At 42.8% G+C, this 18,594-nt stretch carries 14 protein-coding genes and 1 pseudogene; 10 read left to right on the top strand and 5 right to left on the bottom strand.

The features are described 5' to 3' along the window. Nucleotides 1–143: 143 nt before the first annotated feature. Nucleotides 144–1,004, bottom strand: a pseudogene (locus tag A3712_RS16685) (oxidoreductase); the annotation flags it as partial. Nucleotides 1,005–1,163: 159 nt separating this feature from the next. Between A3712_RS16685 and A3712_RS16680 the strand changes: the two are divergent. Further along, entirely contained in the window at nt 1,164–1,880 is a 717-nt protein-coding gene (locus A3712_RS16680; protein ID WP_063524345.1) for a DUF1826 domain-containing protein, read from the top strand. Nucleotides 1,881–1,950: 70 nt separating this feature from the next. Here the strand turns inward: A3712_RS16680 and A3712_RS16675 are convergent, their stop codons facing one another. Beyond that, complete coding sequence (locus A3712_RS16675; protein WP_063524344.1) at nt 1,951–2,310, bottom strand: VOC family protein; 360 nt, start codon at nt 2,308–2,310, stop codon at nt 1,951–1,953. Between the two features lie 78 nt (nt 2,311–2,388). After that, nucleotides 2,389–3,090: a helix-turn-helix transcriptional regulator gene (locus A3712_RS16670; protein ID WP_063524343.1), complete on the bottom strand. Its 702-nt coding sequence runs from the start codon at nt 3,088–3,090 to the stop codon at nt 2,389–2,391. Nucleotides 3,091–3,257: 167 nt separating this feature from the next. On the opposite strand from A3712_RS16670, the gene A3712_RS16665 reads away from it, so the two are divergent. The 4 genes from A3712_RS16665 (at nt 3,258) to A3712_RS16650 (ending at nt 9,301) form a co-directional block, all read left to right on the top strand. Further along, on the top strand, nt 3,258–3,692 hold the full coding sequence (locus tag A3712_RS16665) for a RidA family protein (RefSeq protein ID WP_063524342.1): 435 nt from the start codon (nt 3,258–3,260) through the stop codon (nt 3,690–3,692). 66 nt (nt 3,693–3,758) lie between these two features. Next, on the top strand, nt 3,759–4,628 hold the full coding sequence (locus A3712_RS16660) for a DMT family transporter (protein WP_063524341.1): 870 nt from the start codon (nt 3,759–3,761) through the stop codon (nt 4,626–4,628). Between the two features lie 371 nt (nt 4,629–4,999). Continuing rightward, nucleotides 5,000–6,886 (top strand): methyl-accepting chemotaxis protein, encoded by a 1,887-nt coding sequence (locus A3712_RS16655; RefSeq protein ID WP_063524340.1) that lies wholly within the window; start codon nt 5,000–5,002, stop codon nt 6,884–6,886. A gap of 270 nt (nt 6,887–7,156) precedes the next feature. Then, on the top strand, nt 7,157–9,301 hold the full coding sequence (locus A3712_RS16650) for a TonB-dependent siderophore receptor (protein ID WP_063524339.1): 2,145 nt from the start codon (nt 7,157–7,159) through the stop codon (nt 9,299–9,301). A 481-nt stretch (nt 9,302–9,782) separates the two neighbouring features. Here A3712_RS16650 and A3712_RS16645 read toward each other — a convergent pair whose 3' ends face one another. Further along, nucleotides 9,783–10,634 carry an alpha/beta fold hydrolase gene (locus tag A3712_RS16645; protein WP_063524338.1) on the bottom strand — a complete coding sequence of 284 codons (852 nt, stop codon included), beginning with the start codon at nt 10,632–10,634 and terminating at the stop codon, nt 9,783–9,785. 101 nt (nt 10,635–10,735) lie between these two features. Here A3712_RS16645 and A3712_RS16640 point away from each other — a divergent pair, with 101 nt between their 5' ends. Further along, nucleotides 10,736–11,629, top strand: coding sequence for a LysR family transcriptional regulator (locus A3712_RS16640; RefSeq protein ID WP_063524337.1), 894 nt, complete (start codon nt 10,736–10,738; stop codon nt 11,627–11,629). Between the two features lie 27 nt (nt 11,630–11,656). Here A3712_RS16640 and A3712_RS16635 read toward each other — a convergent pair whose 3' ends face one another. Beyond that, nucleotides 11,657–12,058, bottom strand: a complete 402-nt coding sequence (locus A3712_RS16635; protein WP_063524336.1) for an ACT domain-containing protein — start codon at nt 12,056–12,058, stop codon at nt 11,657–11,659. Nucleotides 12,059–12,533: 475 nt separating this feature from the next. On the opposite strand from A3712_RS16635, the gene A3712_RS16630 reads away from it, so the two are divergent. The 4 genes from A3712_RS16630 (at nt 12,534) to A3712_RS16615 (ending at nt 18,570) form a co-directional block, all read left to right on the top strand. Beyond that, nucleotides 12,534–14,126 (top strand): S8 family peptidase, encoded by a 1,593-nt coding sequence (locus tag A3712_RS16630; RefSeq protein WP_063524335.1) that lies wholly within the window; start codon nt 12,534–12,536, stop codon nt 14,124–14,126. Nucleotides 14,127–14,592: 466 nt separating this feature from the next. Then, nucleotides 14,593–15,408 carry a TauD/TfdA dioxygenase family protein gene (locus A3712_RS16625; RefSeq protein ID WP_063524334.1) on the top strand — a complete coding sequence of 272 codons (816 nt, stop codon included), beginning with the start codon at nt 14,593–14,595 and terminating at the stop codon, nt 15,406–15,408. Between the two features lie 311 nt (nt 15,409–15,719). Next, the gene (locus A3712_RS16620) at nt 15,720–17,498 is read left to right on the top strand and encodes an ABC-F family ATP-binding cassette domain-containing protein (protein WP_063524333.1); all 1,779 of its coding nucleotides are present in this window, start codon (nt 15,720–15,722) and stop codon (nt 17,496–17,498) included. Nucleotides 17,499–17,706: 208 nt separating this feature from the next. Beyond that, nucleotides 17,707–18,570 (top strand): AraC family transcriptional regulator, encoded by an 864-nt coding sequence (locus A3712_RS16615; protein WP_063524332.1) that lies wholly within the window; start codon nt 17,707–17,709, stop codon nt 18,568–18,570. Nucleotides 18,571–18,594: the final 24 nt, after the last annotated feature.

Below are 18,594 nucleotides of genomic sequence, written 5' to 3'. Positions count from 1 at the left end.
CATTGTGTTATGGATTTATTCTCAGGGATTGTTGTTTACCTCGCCTGAGATGTAAAGCCTAAAGGGGTCATGCTATGTAACGACATGTGACACCGACGACATCTTTTAAGGTGTTTTGCACGTATTGCAGGCTAATAAATGCATTATGCGCGACGCTTTTTAAAGGCGTGCCAGCCATCGGTTAGAAGGGTTTTGACCACGACTCCGAGTGCGCTAAGTTTTGGATCTGCGTCTTTTCCCGCGGTAATTCGCCCCATTTGATGTTCATACCAAACCAACCCGACCATTGCCATTCTGTCCAGTGCTAGTTTTTCTGTTGTGGGTACGTCTAATGGCATTCCGTGAGCTGGGTCTGCCATTAACTTATTCGGGAAGTCAGGGTCTACTGCCATTGTTCGAGCAATCCCAACGAAGTCAGTGGCTGATGTCTGCAGAGCGTCATTCATTGCCGGTGCTGTTCTAAAGCCACCAGTTACCACCAGAGGTGTGCTAACTAACTCTCTCACCTTGACCATATAATCTAAGAAATACGCTTCACGCTTTAATTTTACAGGTTCACTTTTGTTCTTGGAACCCATCATCGACGGGCTCTCACAAGTACCTCCGGATATCTCAATAAGGTCGATACACTCACGGCTCAGTGCTTGAACCACTTGCGACGATTCTTCTTCGGTAAAGCCGCCTTTCATGAAATCTGCGCTGTTAAGTTTGATTCCGACGGGGAAACTTTTTCCAACTTCTTTACGAATCGCACGGTACAGATCGATCACAAAGCGAAGTCTGTTCTCCAGTGAACCTCCCCATTTATCGTCACGCTGGTTGTGTCTTGAAGATAAAAATTGGCTGACAAGGTAGCCATGTGCACCGTGTATTTGCACTCCAGCAAAGCCGGATTGCTTTGCTAGTTTGGCGCTGAAGGCAAACTTTGTACTGATGTCATGGATTTCAGAATCGTTTAGCGCTCGTGATGTATTGAAGCCTTTCTCTAATCCACTCACTAAATTCGGTAGGGGGATTCATCGTATACTGGTACTTATGGAACCATGATCTCCTGAGTTGTTTGAATGCGTGTTGTTATGTTATAACATTTCCTTGGTTTGTTGTTTAAGTAAACAGCAATATTGCTTCTAGAGAATACGAGCGCGCAGCAAGGAGATGAGATAATGAATGCCGTTTTAGCTGAACCTTTGGCAACGAGTAGTAATCAATCGTCAAGTATTGATGGAACGCTATCTCATAAAGGACTGAAGGGCCGAAATCCATCTTGTAGTGCAGCTTCATCCCCGACAGTGTTGGCTGACATTTACCAAGATGATATTAATGTCGCGATATGGCAGCGTAACTTTGATGAGAGTTTTGTGTCTGAAATCAATGAGTTTATTGCGGCTAACCCTAATTTTAGTAAGTCTGTTAGCGTGTCACCTGGAAATGCTTTCGACAAATTGGAATTCGCTACAGACGGAACGGCTTCAAAAGCCCTGCTAGAAAATATGGCTGAGCTGGTGGACATGTTCTGTTGCTTGTTTGAGCTTGAAGAAGTTGGTCTCCGCTTGGCTGTACTTAATAAGGCAATGTGTCCTCGCTTTCATTTTGACCAAGTACCTTGCCGATTAGTGACAACCTATCATGGTATTGCGACTCAATGGTTAGAGAATGATGCGGTTGACCGTTCTAAACTCGGTCGTGGAAGTAATGGCCAGCCAGATGCAGCATCTGGCCTATACAATGATGAATCTGACATCCAACAAATGGCCGCTGGTGATGTGGCTTTATTGAAAGGAGAGCGTTGGAGCGGTAATGAAAACAGAGGCATTGTCCACCGTTCGCCTGTGACTTCATCTGAAGAAGCTCGATTGTTACTGACGATAGACTTCGGTTAGTTCTTTTTGGCTGATGAGCCTAGATGAGATGAGATGAGCAAGCAACGGCAGTGTCGCTTGCTCTTTTCATTTAGGCGAAGATTCGAATGCGGTGGCCGTCTGGGTCAATCGCGACAAAGTTGATACCAAACACGGACTCTTCTGGTGATTGTTCGAACTGGATTTCTTTTGCTTTCCATTCTTTATAGAGGTTTTCTAGAGCTTGTTTATCTGTCAATGCTATCGATAGCTCAGTGCCGCCACCAGTTACTTTGCTTGTTGGCGTAAGAGTGTCAGATTGCTTGAGGGTGATCTTCACGTTGCTTGCAAAAGTTATGGCAGCAAACGTTGGTGATAGCAGTGTTGGTTCACAATCAAAGGCTTTGGAATAAAAATCCATGCTGCGGTGAATGTCAGTGACATAAAGGACAAATGAATCGATAGTAAACATAGCTGATCCTAGTTAGGTTATCTGGTGTGTTGCTTCTTTGGACCACAGGAATATATCTCTAACTAGTGACAGTTTTTGTCAGTAGCGAATCACTTTGTCTGAAATCCCTTCCATGCTTTGCCAATCTTTGAGTAAGCCATTCCGCGACTTCGGATACTTTTCTTTCAGTGTGGCCCATTTGCTAATTCTATCGATCCTGAAATTCCGATAGGCACTGCGTGTTTCACACCAAGCGACCAATACATAACAGTTTTCAAATACGCCGATTAGCATAGGCCATACGACCCTAGAACTGACTTTTGCCTCGGCGTCTGTGTAGTGAATTTGCGCTTTATTCTGTTGCTTAATCGCTAACTTTATCTCCGACAGTTCGAAACCTAAATCTGCAACCCCAATAATTGAAGCAACACGAATGATATCTTCACTGTGTTTAGCTTGATGGTCTGAAGGGAGCACGGCCGAGATCTTGGCAATCGCATTTCTAGCCGACTCACTGAATTCTCCATTAGCTTGCTTAGCGACCCATTCGGCACCGAGTCGCAACGCTTCTAGTTCTTCTGAGGAGAACATCATAGGCGGCAGAGTAAAGGTAGGTTTAAGTAGGTACCCCACACCAGCTTCGCCATCGATTTCCGCGCCTTGTGCTTGTAGCGTCGAAATATCACGATAGATGGTACGTGTACTGACATTCAGTTCTTGAGCAAGGTGATCGGCAGGCACCGGATATTTGTGACAGCGCAATAATTGAAGCAAATCAAAGAGGCGTTGGCTTCGAGACATAAGAAAACTCTATGGACATAACGACTTATAAGATTAATCGAATGATAGGGTGAACGCTAGGTTGCCTCCATAGATAACTGATTTAATGAAAATTGTTTGTTGACTTAAAGTTAAGTTGAAGTTTTACACTCCCTAACGTTAAAAACACAGCTTAATAGGTCAACAGAATGTCACGTAAAAGATTGAAATTTTATAATCCTGAAAAACTTTTTAACCCAACTCCTTTTGGTTTTTGTCGTACGGTGAAGACCTCCGCGAACGGAGAGTTTGTTTTTATTTCAGGCCAAAGCGGTGGTGAAGGGCTAGAACATGAATTGGTCGAAGACTTTCGTCGTCAAGTCCAGGTTGTATTATCTAACCTTGATATTGCTTTGAAGGCTCATGAGATGGATTTTAGCGATGTCGTGAAGATTATCGTTCTAATCGTTGAGCATGATTCAGATAAACTGCATATCTGGAGTGAAGAAATGCTCAAACGTTGGTCTGAAGAGCGCTTACCCGCGAGTACACTGATTCCAGTTCCTAGACTTGCGTTACATGACATGCTAATTGAAGTCGATGCTGTGGCCTTTAAATCTGAAATGTCGAGTAGTAATAAATAAGGCAACCTTTTTAGCACATCTCATTTTTACTTTTCATCAGATTAATTCCTCTGGGCAATATTAAACATGCTAAAAAATTATTTAACGTTAATCGCTATTGGGCTAATTTGGGGTTCCCAATTTGTTTTTCAAGAAATCTCACTTCAAGGGTTCTCTCCAGTCTGGGTTGGGACACTTCGAGCAGTGCTAGGTGCAATGACACTTATTGTTATATGTAACCTTATAAGAGTTAAAAGCATTAGCAATCAGTGGGGGCTTTTTGCTCTTATAGGGCTATTAGAAGCTGCGATCCCTTTTGTTCTTGTTCCTTGGGCACAGCAGAACTTATCCAGTTCAATTGCGGCGATACTTATGGGCACACTACCTTTTTATGCGTTATTGCTAGCACCTGTTTTTATAAAAGATGCAAGAATAACTAAGGGAAACGCTGTAAGTGTCATCGTCGGCTTTAGTGGGTTATTGGTCTTATTCTCCCCAGAGCTATTATTGAATACTGGTGATATCAATTTAATAAGTGCCACTGCCATTATGGTTGCAGCGGTGTGCTTCGCTATTGCACTTCTATTACTTAATCGAGTGAAAGATGAGCATCCATTGATTGTTGCACGAAATGTACTTTGTATGGCGAGCATTCAACTGATGTTAATTGCGGTTTTGACTTCGCCAATCGTCAGCGTTAAGCCTAGCGCTTCATCAGTGTTTTCTTTGGTTTACTTAGGGGTGATGTGTGCAGGTGTTGTTTATTATCTTTATATGATGAGCATACAAAACGCCGGGCCAGTATTTACTTCAATGACGAACTATCTTGTACCCGCTGTGGGTGTGTTCATCGGAGTATTACTTGCGAATGAGTCTGTTCACCCCACAACATGGTTAGCGTTGGTTATCATTTTATCTGCACTGTTTATCAATCAAAAGCTAGCCAAAAACCATTAGCGGCTGTTTAGCAATATGGAGATTCATTTCTTTGAAAGTGAACAATAAATGGCATAGGTCACGTCTCTTTATAGATAGGAATTAAAGGCCTCGTAACGACGAGGCCTTTTGGGTTGGCTTGTGATTGATAACGAATCAACACGCGCGGCATTTATTCTCGACATAATAACGAGGAAGTAGAATAGAACCTTATCGAATGATGTTCGACCTTTTGGTTTTATCTGGATCTATCTTTCAGCTCACATATACCTTAAATACAATATTTTAGGGCATTTTATAATTTATTTTAATGTGTAAAATATATCAGCTTGCTTTCAGCGCGGGAACGGTCCTGTTTCCAGCGCTATTTATACAAAAATTATAGGTTTCCTATGTTAAAGAAACTCTCACTTAAGAATAAGCTGGCGATTTCTGCCAGTCTGGCCATCATCCTGGGGGGGATTTTGGTTGAAGCACTTTCATTTCGTGCTTCATTGCAGCGTTTGGATACAGAAGTTGAACAGCGTTTAGAAGGTGCATCGGCTTCATACAATCAATACGTATCGGATTGGATCTTATCCAAAGAGCGTGCGCTTACTTCTCTGTCTCAAGAGTCTCAAAAGGAGAGTTTGGTTACTCACCTTAAACAGGTTCGCGATTCTGGCTCTTTTGATAATGTCTTCTTAGCGTATCCTGATGGCTCACAAGAAAATGCCAATGGGGTAGTGTTACCACCGGGTAATGATGATCCTCGTTTGTGGGGCTGGTATACCAATGCGGTTGCTAATCCAAGTAAGGTTTTCATGGACAACCCTACGGTTGCGGCGGCAACGGGAGCGAATGTAGTGTCACTAGGCACCGCAATGCAACTGCATGGGCAGCAGGTAGTATTGGGCGCGGATGTTGAAATAACGGATATTCTAAATAGTCTTGAGCAAGTGATTCTTCCAGGGGAAGGTTACATGTTTATCGCGACAAATAAGGGTACTGTTTACACACATGCAGACACTAAGCTACTTAACAAAGATATCAGTTCACTTGGTTTGAATTTTCCAGATGTGCAAAAGGCGTTGGTGAGCGGTAAGGACATCTCCATTGAGTTGAACGGTACCGACTATGTACTGTATGCGCGTGCAATTGATGGAACCAATCTAATTACGATTAGCGTGGTGAATCATGACTCTTTAGTGGCGCCACTCTTTGATGCTGTTATCGGTCAAGTGTTGGTGACATTGCTAGTGGTAGTGGTTTGTACGGTACTATTTAATTTACTTTGTACCATTTTATTCCGTCCACTAAATCATGTGTCTCAAGCTTTAGCGCAAATTGCGAACGGCAGTGGTGATTTAACTCAACGCATTCATGTTGATAATCAAGATGAAGTAGGCGAGCTAGCTCAGAACTTCAATACGTTTGTTGGTAGCTTACAGCAGCTAATCGGTCATATCCGTAGCCAATCGGAGCAGTTGAATAGCCAATCTGAACAGAGTGCACAGCGTGCAAACCTTTCGGTGAATGAGCTGAACCATCAACAGCAAGAAATCACTATGGTTGCAACGGCTGTCACTGAAATGGCGAGTGCAACGCAAGAGATTGCATCGCATGCAGAGCAAACGGCAAAAGCAGCGCAAGACTCAGCGGAGAGCACCAACAGTGGTCATGCATTGGTTGTTGACACCAAAGGTTCTATCAATAACTTAGCGAATGAAGTAAACGAAGCGGGTAGTGTGATTAGCGATCTGAATAAACACGCTCAAGAAATCTCGACTGTATTAGCCACCATTCAAGGTATTGCGGAGCAAACGAATTTGCTTGCTTTGAATGCTGCAATTGAGGCTGCTCGTGCTGGTGAACAAGGTCGTGGCTTTGCCGTCGTAGCTGATGAAGTTCGTGTGCTTTCTCAACGCACTCACTCTTCAACGGAAGAGATCAAGTCAACGATCGATGTTCTACAGCGCACAACAGCACAAGCCGTTGAACTGATGGAAACGAGCTCTAAGCTAGCGCTACATTCAGTAGAAGATGCGGACCGAGCTTCTCTCGCGCTAGAAGAGATTAACACGTCTGTTGCCTTGATTAGCGATATGGCGACTCAAATTGCGACTGCAGCAGAAGAGCAAACCCATGTAACGGGTGAGATCACTCAGAACATTACGACCATTAAAGATGTGACTGACCACTTGGTGGTTGGTGCTCAGGACAGTTTAAATGAGTCGAATGAACTTAAAAGCCAAGCAGCTGGCTTAAGTGACAAAGTGGCGACTTTTAAGCTTGCTTAGGCGTCTAATGCACTGATGCCTGATCAGCCTGTCTGCGTTAAGCAATAAGCCAAAGCGACGTGCATTGCGTCGCTTTTTTGTATGGGAAATGAGCTATCGATTATGTAAATTGGGGTTTGGAGCAAGCTATATGTTGAGGCCACACACAGCGGCCTAACCAATCTTTTCTTGCTAATGATAAAAACGTAAATAGTGTAAATGTAATGCTAATGATAATTCATCTCATTTATAATAGTTGACCTATACATTTCAACTTTTCTAGAGGCTATTTTGAGTACTCCATCTTCACTTTTTAAGTTATCGCCACTTCCATTGGCTATTTCTGCTGTAATTTCAATTCCTGCGTTTGCAGAGACTGTTGATTCCCCAAATGAGGATATCGAACGTGTTGTTGTTCTCGGCAGTCAGTTTAATCATTACAGGGCAGATGAAGCATTTGGTGCAATGCGAAGTGACATCAGCTTACTTGACACGCCACAATCAGTCGCCGTGATCCCTAGTTCAATGACTGATGAACAATTGGCACATAATCTGGGCGATATTCTTGAAAATGATTCGAGCGTTACCGCTGGGGGACAAAAGTGGGGCTTTCAATACTTTAAAATTCGCGGGTTCGATTTAAGTGCAAGCTCTGGATATCTTGTCAATGGCCATCAACACTTTTCATATTACCAACACCCTACAGAGATTTTAGAGCGAGTAGAAGTACTCAAAGGTCCATCAAGTATGCTTTATGGTCAATCTGGTCCTGGCGGTTTGGTTAACATGGTTACGAAGAAACCAACATATGAAAACATGGCCAAAGTGGGTTTTGACGTGAATAGTAATGGTTCTACTCGCTATAGCGTAGATGCAGGCGGTAGCTTGAACGATGATGAGACAATTCGTTACCGTACTGTACTTGCAAAGCAGGACTCTGTTTCTGCTAGAAAGTACAAGCAAAACGGCAAACACAATGAAGGCGATAAATTTGTTGGCTATTTGAACGTAGAGTTTGATGTTACTGAAGACCTACTATTGTCTCTTGCTTATAGTCAAACCAATGATAAATCAGGCATAGACGGTGGACGTCTCGATGATGAAGGAAATCTTATTGGTAATCGAGAAACTATTTGGGATATGCCATGGGCGCAAACAGATAAAGAAGTGACTAACATTAGTGCTGATTTGATATATCAAATTAATACTGATTGGAAAGTTAAACTTGGGTATAACGAGCAACAATATGAACGAAACTATGTAGCCTCTCAACCAAATCAATGCAATAAAAATAACTGCTACGATGACATGGAAGATGGATATTTTATTAAACCATTTGATCGTTATGACGATTGGAATTTCCAAACGGGATATGTCGACCTAACTGGGCGAGCCTACGGTTTGGGACTAGAGCACCAGCTGCTTTTAGGTGCCAATATTCTTGACTACGATTACGCGCAAACACGTTATACATACAATGATGCAAACGGTAACAACTTCATCGAAGTAAAGCCTGGGGACAATGTAGTTAAACCGGATTTTTATAACAATAGCACACGGTCGACAAGCGATAGTTCATACAAACACTTTGGGTTCTACGTACAGGACTTGATGACTATCAACAATTACTGGAAAGTTTTAGCTGGTGTCCGATACGACGAGCAGCATAAAGAGGGCTATGGCAACAACAGCTATGCGGTTTCTCCCAAAACTGGTTTGATTTTTAACCCTACATTGGATAGCAGTATCTACCTGAACTATTCGAAAAGTTTCATGCCACAGGGAGCGGTTAATAATCAAAGTGATGCTAATGACGGCCTTAACTTAAAACCTGAATACGGTGAGCAATACGAGTTGGGAGCAAAATGGTCATTATTTGACGAGCAATTATTAATAACTGGCGCTGTCTTTGATATTGAAGTTTCAAACATAAAAGTGACAGAAGAGCTCGTTGATAACCCTAGTTTTGATCAAATCACGACTCAGTCTGGTATACAAAAACACCGAGGCTTTGAACTGGGTACACAAGGCAAAGCTACAGAAAAACTTTTCTTATCTGGCTCTATGATGTATCTGGATGCTGAGTATAAAAGACCTGCAGACGATAGCCTGAATGGGAAGCGACCTGCTGATACACCAGAGTGGTCTGCGAATGTATGGAGTCGTTATGAAGTTAATGACCAACTAGCATTGAATCTTGGTGCTGTGTATGAAGGTAAACGCTTTGCTGATAACCAAAATACAGTATCTAAAGATGGATACATCCGTTTTGACTCGGGTGCTTCTTACAGTATGGATATTGCTGAGACCGATGTTGAATTGCGCTTAAATATTAAGAACCTATTTGATACTGAATACTTTGGCGGCGGCGGTAAAACGAGTACTACGGTTGCCGATGGCCGAGAGTTCACGTTAGGTGTCAATGCGACATTCTAAATAACCTTAACTTATTAGTATCTTTTATCCATATAGATTGTAGCCCTAAATGTTTGAGGGCTACAATCCATTCTTTGAGTGCATTACCTCCCAAAAGAAGTGAATATGAGCTTTGTTTTTTTGGGGCTGAAGGGAGGACAAAATCTGAGTAAGCACCAGACTTTAGTTATTATTCGCCGCGGAGCAAAGTTGTATGCCCGGGTCTGAATAGAGATGGTACATTTCACCTCCAAATTTTCCATATGGCCTCTCCTTTCATGCCAAAGCATTTAATGTGTAGCCAGCTTGAATTATGGTTACGTTGTCATTGCTTGGCGCTTAGGGAACAGACGAGAATCACTCTTTTTATCGAGCTCTTCAATAGCTTTTAAGTTTACGTATGAAATGAGGTGCGAACTAGGCACCTCAATAGTATTTTTAGTCTTGCTAATTTACAGATTTTTTGTGGTAGTCTGATTTGCTGGTAAAGCAGTCTTTTTGTTTAACCCAGCAAGTGAGCACAAATAATATCAATAAACTCCTCTTGAGACTCAAGCATAGGGGTATGAGATACACCTTTAAGTGCCACTAGCTCAAGTGAGCGAAATGTCTCTTTTAAAGGCAACCACGTATACAAAGGCGCAATGCTAAAATCAAGCTCACCAATGGCGACAGTGACATCCAATTGGTTAGCATTAGGCAGCGTCGCGAGATTTATCTTACCAAAGGCATCTCCCCATAGTGAATCAAGTAGTGCCGTATTAGTTGTGACTTGCTCCCAAAGGGGGAGCTCATCAAAACTAGGATCTGCCCAACGCATCGGCCCTAATCTACGGCACAAGTGCGCGAACTTTCTGTGAGGTTCTTTGTCTATGTCCTGTTCAAGTATTCCAAGGCTCTGATCCAAAAGCTTCTTTCGCTCATTTGAGGCATTGTTATCCCAGTATATAAATTGCTCAGTTCTCATTGCCTCTGATAGATTTGGCGGAGCGCCGACAACCATGACTTTTTTAATCTGGATATTGGTCAAACTAGCGAAATGAAGTGCCATGTACGCATGCCCGGAATGCCCCAGAATACTTGTTTTACGAATATTGAAAAAATCACAGATAGCTTCAATATCCTTGGAAATGATGTCCAGAGTGATGGTGTCGTTCTGCTTATCGTTTACGGTTTGAGCAAAGCCTCGATGATCTAGATACAGACAAGTAAAGTGCTCATGTAGCCTTGTTGGAATCACTCTTTTGTAATAATCGACACTGCCAATAATCAATAATTTCGGGCCTTTACCATGCTGCTCTACTTTGAGTTGGTATCCATCGCGCTCAAAAATTTTCGATTTGTTTGTTGTCATAATTTGTTATCCTTAGCGAATTTTCTGTACCTTATCGTGATAAATAATCCTGAAAAATAGGCTAATATGAGATTCAGTATTAGCGGTTTTGGGATAATGAATTGGAAAGGATCGATAACGCTTGGTTGAACTCATTTATTTGTGTCTTTGAACAGAGCAGCTTTGTAAAAGCATCTGAACGCTTGCTAATTCCTAGCTCAACGGTAAGTAGACATGTTCAACAGCTTGAAGCTGAGCTTGGCAATAAATTGTTCTACCGGACAACCAGAAAGGTGACGCCAACTTCGGCTGGTGAAATGCTTTACCACGAAATCCGAGAGCCTCTTCGTCAATTGAGCCAAACATTGCAAAACGTCAGCATTTCAACAGAGTCAATGAAAGGCAGTATTCGCGTGAGCTCACCAGACATCCCTTTCATTGGTGATGTTCTCGCTGATTTTGCTCTTAGCTACCCCAATGTTTCTCTGTTTTGCGAACACAGTACGTCGATAGAAAGCGCGTTAAACAGCGACCCTGATATCGTTATCAGTTTTGAGCGAGGCTCGCTTGATGATCGTGACTGGGTTTCACGGCCATTGTGTCAATGGGAGAGTTCGGTTTTAGCTTCGCCATCTTGTCTGGCGGAATATGGCTCACCGACCACAGTTGAGGAGCTGTCCGCCATGCCTTGTATTTCAAGTTACAAAGCTTTTGCTGGTAACCCCTGGATATTTAGTGGGCCAGAGGGCTTGAAGAGTGTGGCTATTAAGTCAGACATCAATGTTGATGGTGGGTTTATCGCTAAAGCTATAGCTGTCAAAGGGTTAGGTTTTGTAGCGTTACCAAGAGAATTCTGTCGAGATGAGTTGAACCGGGGCTCGTTAGTCGAACAACGGTTAGACCTTGAATTAGCCCCACTAACGATTTACATCCACTATCGGTCAATGAGCTATCACACGCATCTCACCAAGCTCTTGGTCAGCTTTATACGTAAACGAGCGAACTCATCTACTTAGAGCACTTATGTTACTAGTTAGCTTCTGCTAGTTCGCTTCTGAGAATTCTCGAAGTGCGCTCATAGCTTGATCAGCTTTGTGCTTCTGGACGAAGATATGATCGTGATAATAACCTGCAATCACATTGGCACTGATGCCGTACGAGCCAAGTTTAGTTGCGAAGGCGGCTGTCAGACCTACGGCTTCTAGGCTCGAGTGTACCGATAAAGTGATCATGCTAAACACACCGTCGAAACTTAACTGCGTTTGAGTCGCCACTTCTTTTGTTAGTACTAAAGTTAATCCTTCTTTTTCTCGAAAGGTCGCGATCGGATTGAGGTGGACATAGTCGGCTAGTCCTCCCTCTACCGTACAAAAAATATAATCACCTTCAATAAGCTCAGGTGACATGGAATTTAACAGAATGTCTAAATCGGTAATGGCGGTCATTGTTTTCCCTACGTAATCGCGTTGGTTTATGGTGTTGGGTAATGTAGCCAAGATAGAGATAAGCTGTCGGCGAGTACAATTAATAATATTTATTCACTATAAGTACGACTAATCGCATTTGGTTTTGATGCTGCATTTTTTAGTTTTTTTGGGATTTTTGGTGTGTAATGTGTCAATAGTGGAGATCATTCCTCTTACATAAACCATTTTTATCCAACCATTCGACTTTTGTTAAAATTAGAGCTTTTGATCAAATTATATAAAGTGCAATTGCATAAGCTTTTCAAATTAGTTTGTTCCCACTCGAACTTCTTAGTGTGATGAATATAAATTAATAAGCAATCCTACTGGTACTGTCTTAGGTTGAATTTGTAACACTGTTGCTTCACGTATTGAGCGTATAACGCTGGCTGTCTGTATTTTCGTGTTTGCCGTAGGTAACAACCAACAAACCTAAAATATCAAGGAACAATCTATGTTAAAGAAAGTATTAAGTTGTTGTATTGCAGCCACGTTTGGTATTTCTTCCACATCCAGTTTGGCTCAAGATTCGGCTTTAAATTCGACTGAAAACTTACAACAACCTATTGCTCCACTGATGATGGCTTCATCAGATGATGCGATCACCGATCGCTATATTGTTGTATTGAAACAACCGCAGATGCTAATGAATGATGCTGCTGGATTACAGCAGTTCACTCAACAAACGGTAGGCCAGATGGCAAATTCGTTTTCAATCAAAACAGACGATGTTTTTGATAGTTCCATTATTGGCTTTGTGGCAAATCTAGACGCACTTCAATTAAAGAACCTCAGACGTGATTCTCGCGTTGAATATATTGAACAAGACCAAATACTCAGTATCGATCCTGTTGTTTCAAATGAAGCTGTTCAAAGTAACGCGATTTGGGGGCTGGACCGAATAGACCAGAGAAGTCTTCCTTTAGACCGAAACTATAATGCCAATTTTGATGGCTCTGGCGTAACGGCTTACGTGATTGATACGGGCGTTAATAACAATCATGAGGAATTCGGCGGTCGCTCGGTTTCTGGCTATGATTTCGTGGATAACGATGCTGATTCGAGTGACTGTAATGGGCACGGTACCCACGTTGCAGGAACGATTGGCGGCAGCCAGTACGGTGTGGCTAAAAACGTTAACATTGTTGGGGTAAGAGTACTTAGCTGTTCGGGTTCAGGAACCACATCTGGCGTGATATCTGGCGTGGATTGGGTAGCGCAAAATGCATCAGGGCCTTCAGTCGCCAATATGAGTTTAGGTGGCGGTCGATCAACTGCATTGGATAGCGCGGTGCAAGGCGCAATTCAATCCGGAGTGAGCTTTATGTTGGCAGCGGGTAACTCAAATGCCGATGCGTGTAATACATCCCCGGCTCGTTTAGCAAGTGGTGTGACGGTTGGCTCAACAACCAGCTCTGATTCGCGTTCAAGTTTCTCTAACTGGGGCAGCTGTGTTGATCTATTCGCGCCGGGATCTCAAATTAAGTCTGCTTGGTATGATGGCGGCTATAAAACGATTAGCGGAACTTCCATGGCGACGCCACATGTTGCCGGCGTTGCTGCCTTGTACTTACAAGAAAATAACGGCTTAACACCGCTTCAACTCGCAGGGTTACTGAACTCAAGAGCCTCGGAGAATAAGGTTTCTGACACAAGAGGAACCACCAATAAACTGCTGTATAGTTTGACTGATAGTGGTTGTGAACCGGATTGCGGTGGTCCAACACCTGGACCAGATCCAGATGGAAAACTAGTTTCTGGCGTGCCGGTTAATGGATTGAGTGGCAGCCGAGGACAAAAGGACTACTTCTACATGGACTTAGAACAGGGTCAACAGCTGACAGTGGTCACCATTGGTGGCACAGGGGATGCGGATCTGTATCTTCGTTTCGGGGATAAACCAACGCTTAGTACTTGGGACTGCCGACCTTACCGATCCGGCAACAGCGAAACTTGTACGGTGAATGTCACCCAAAGCGGCAGATACCACGTTATGTTGAATGCATACTCGGCTTACAGTGGTTTGACGCTCCAGGCAAATTTTTAATTTTAGGTTTGAATGATGGTTTCAGAAAGTGACTCACTAGTTTATTAAGTTCAGAAGCCATATAGCCAAAGCCCACCTTGTTGTGGGCTTTGTTTTTGGTTGTAGCTGGCAACACAAAGATATGACGTTGCTTTCTTGGGTTGATAAGTAGGAATTGACGCTATTTAGACGAACTTTCGGTTACGTCTCAGAAAAGCTTGAAGTGTGTATGCTAGATTTAATAGTGATACACAACTGGAGATATCGATGATCTGGCTTTCGGTGAAAGTACTACAGATTGGACTTGTCTGCGGATACAGGAAGTATCAACAACCAAAAAGAGAGCCAGTGTAGGGCCTCTTTTTTTGTTTTTCGAATAAACTGGTTTTATTTTGCGTGCTAAGGAAAGAAAAATCGGTTCTGTCCGGTTTAATAACGAGTAGCTACATGACTCCCTATTAATATCTCTTAACCGATAAGCGAAAGTATGTTGAAAATTGAACCTATTACCCCTCACATTGGCGCTCGTATTGATGGATTAAATCTTTCGGATTGCAGTGAGAGTGAACTCGATGATTTGTACCAGGCACTTGTTACTTATCAAGTCATTTTCTTGGGTGAACAAAGCCTCTCGCCTGAACAACACTTAGCGCTTGCAAAGCGTTTCGGAGAGCTCGAACCCGTTCATCCTTTCTTTCCGCGTGTAGAACAAGTCCCGCAAGTCAGTGTGATAGAAACTACTCGAGGTAATGCGCCAATGGAGAGTTATTGGCATACCGACTTAACCTGGCGGGAGCTACCATCTAAAGCCTCTCTATTACATGCTCAATATGTACCGGATGTCGGTGGCGACACGATTTGGTGTTCGATGACCGCAGTGTTCGATTCATTAGATGAAAGCATGAAAGACAAGCTAAGAGGCTTATCGGCAACGCATTCGTTAGTCGCGTTTGAGGGTATTGAATCGGACCAAATTGAGCTAAATTGGCATAAGTCACTGCTGAAAACCGCGCAAGAAAACCCGCCAGTAGAGCATCCGTTAGTACAAGTTCATCCAGAAACGGGCAAAGAGACGCTATATATAAACGAGCAATTTACCCGTTACATCAATGAACTCAAACGTGAAGAGAGTGATTCACTACTTCGCCAGCTTTTTGAAATTGCACGTCGACCTGAGTATCAAGTGCGTTTCAAATGGAGCAAGGGCTCAATGGCGATATGGGACAACAGAGTCACTCAGCATTATGCTGTGATTGATTACGGTGATACGCCAAGAAAAATGCACCGAGTAACAGTGACCTAAGGTTGTAAATCAAGTATAAGTCGAAGCGCCTAAATATTTTGACTCATCGATTAATGTGATTTATTTTTAGCGCTTATGTTCAACTCAAGACAAATATAAGGAGGATTTTTATGAAAGTGTGTGAATTTAACTTCGCGCATATTTTTTGGTACGACCAAAACTCAAGTTTTAAAAATATCGTGCTGCGATAACCAAAACTTGAGCGAAGCATTTCAATATAACCTTCAATAGAGTTTCTTCACTCTAGTTTACTTGGTTGTTGTCAGCGAATGACAACAGCGCTTTGTTGCGCTTGAAACTTGAGTAAACAAATGACTACATTAATATCTACATCATCCATTTCTTACGACCTAACATCATGCCGGTTATTTGATGGGCTTTCCTTTACCATTAAGAGAGGTGACCGCATTGGCCTTATTGGCAGTAATGGCTGTGGCAAAAGCACCTTATTACGTCTGTTAAACAAAGATTTACCTGACTGTGTAGGGAATGTTTCGTTCGCCTCGAATGCCGTAGTTGCCTTAATTGAGCAACACTTACCTAAGCGACTTTTAAGTCTCTCAATGCTCGATGCTGTGACCGATAACCTTCCTTTAAACATGCATCAAACAGAGCAATGGCGAGCGCAAATTACTCTTTCTAATTTAGGATTTGATGAAAGCTATTGGAACCAGCTGGTAGGCACTTTAAGTGGCGGTCAATACGCGCGAGTGTTAGTCGCGAGAGCATTGATTCTTGAGCCAGATGTCCTATTGCTAGATGAACCAAGCAACCACTTAGATCTACCGACGTTACTTTGGTTAGAGCAGTTTCTGAAAGATTGGAGAGGTACGTTTGTCATGGTTTCGCATGATCAACGATTACTTGACCACGTCACCGATTCTACTTGGGTGCTACGTGACAAAAGGGTACTTACCTTTAGCCAAAAGTGCACCAAAGCTCGAAAAGCATTGGAAGATAAAGACCGAACGGATGCGGAAAGGCAACAAGCAGAAAAGAAAGAGATCGACCGCATCGAAAAGAGCGCTCATCGTTTAGCGATTTGGGGGCGTGACTTTGACAATGAAGGTCTGTCTCGAAAAGCAAAAAGCATGGAAAAGCGCGCCGAAGGGTTACGCTCGACCATGACACATTTGGATTCTGTAGAACCATGGACATTAAGTTTGTCCGGTGAACCCATGAAGGCCAATCGAATACTTGAATTGTCAGAGGTGCCAATTACCGCCGCTGACGACCAAGCGCCACTGTTTGAAGTGCTGTTCCAGCAGATAAAGAGTGGTGACCGTGTTGCTGTGCTAGGCAAAAATGGGGCGGGTAAGTCGTCTCTTCTGAAAGTATTGTGGGCGAATTATCAGGCTTCTCAACTTGGAGATAATGGTTATTTTCACCCAAATGCCGAAGTCGGGTATTACGACCAAAGCCTGCACCAATTAAGTGATGACCATTCACTAATAGATTCACTTTACTCATTTTATCCAGTTTCGCAGGAAGCTAGAAAAATGGCTTTGATTAGCGCAGGTTTTTCCTATGAAAGACATGAGCAAAAGATCGCAGAGCTTAGCGGTGGAGAGCGTTCTCGACTGCTGTTCGTTGGGCTATCGCTAGCGAAGTATCACTTCCTGTTGTTGGATGAGCCCACTAACCACCTTGATATTGAAGGTAAGGAAGAGCTGGCGAATTGCTTAACTCAATTCGACGGGGGGCTACTGTTGGTCAGCCATGATCGAGAGTTGATCGAAAAATCATGCAATCGATTCTGGTATATCAATGACGGTCAACTTGTGGAAATGACTTACTTAGATGCGGTGTATGAAGCGATGTCTGTCATCCATCAAGGCAAAAACGCGGAATCTTGCTCTGCTTCGATTCAGTCTAACTCTATAGTCTGTGTCGATTCTGGTTCTGAGCTGCCTAAAACAGATGATCAGCAGTCGCAAACTGATGAAGAGGGTCTTTTAGAAAGGCTATTAGAGCTCGAAGAATTACTCAGTAAGGATCAAGCTCGTAAAGCAAAGCATCAGAAGCCTAATCTGCAAGTGAAATGGCAGCAAGAAATAATTCGGATTAATGCTATGTTGGAACTGAACTAGCCCAGTTTGTAATGCAGTAGGCATCACAACGCTCAATATCTGTTGTTAAGTAGGCTTCGGCTCTTTAGTGCTGCATTGGCTAAAGAGCCTTTTGTTACGACTTAATATAGAATTAAAAACAACAGTTAAGTCAGTCTCGCAATCTCAATCAGGCGAACTTAACGCCTCGTCGGTATTATCTTTCCGAATTCTTTATTGGGTAACAAAAATGAATGTAGTGAAACATCACGAGCGACGAATACGAAATGTGTGTGACTTCATTGATAGACATTTGGATGAGTCATTAACTTTGGATCAGCTGAGCTCAGTGGCGGCGAGTTCAAAGTACCACTTTCACCGTATCTTCAAGTCGTTTATGGGGATTAGCACTATTCAGTATGTGTCGTTTGCTCGGTTAAAGCGCGCTTCTTTTCGTTTAGCTTTTGAGCCCGAGTACAGTGTCACCGATATTGCATTGGAGGCTCACTTTGAGAGTCTTGAAGCATTCTCTCGAGCATTTTCGAGGCACTTTAAGCAGACACCCTCTCAATTTAGAAAACAACCCAACTGGTCATATTGGCGTTCAAAGTATGAGTTTAACTTACCAAAGAGTGGAGAAGAGATAATGGATGTGAAAATCGTCGATTTTTGCGAAACAGAGGTTGCACTGATTGAGCATAAAGGGAGCCCAAAGCTGGTTTACAATACTGCTGCTAAATTTATTGATTGGAGGAAGTCGACGGGTTTCTCTCCGGTAAAAACCAGTGACACATTTGGTGTGGCTTATTCTGACCCTTCAGATACCCCTGAAGATGAATATCGCTTTGATATTTGCGGAAGCCATAACGGGGATGTCCCAGAAAATATCTTTGGTGTTAAGAAGAGGATCATTCCGGGCGGTCGTTGTGCTGTCGCTGTTCATAAGGGCAACCATGATTTAATCGCTGACACGGTAAGCTACTTATATCGTGAGTGGTTACCCAAGAGTGGCGAATCTTTGAGAGATTTTCCGTGCTTTTTCCAATACGTGAATCTAGTCCATCATGTGGATGAATGTGATTTGCTCACTAATATTTACTTGCCGATAACCTAGCTTTATGTGTCACAGATAACAAGA

This window comes from Vibrio sp. HI00D65, from assembly GCF_001635455.1.
Lineage (GTDB): Bacteria > Pseudomonadota > Gammaproteobacteria > Enterobacterales > Vibrionaceae > Vibrio.
The sequence above is the reverse complement of the archived record's forward strand: the minus strand, read 5'-3'. Positions and strand labels throughout refer to the sequence as shown.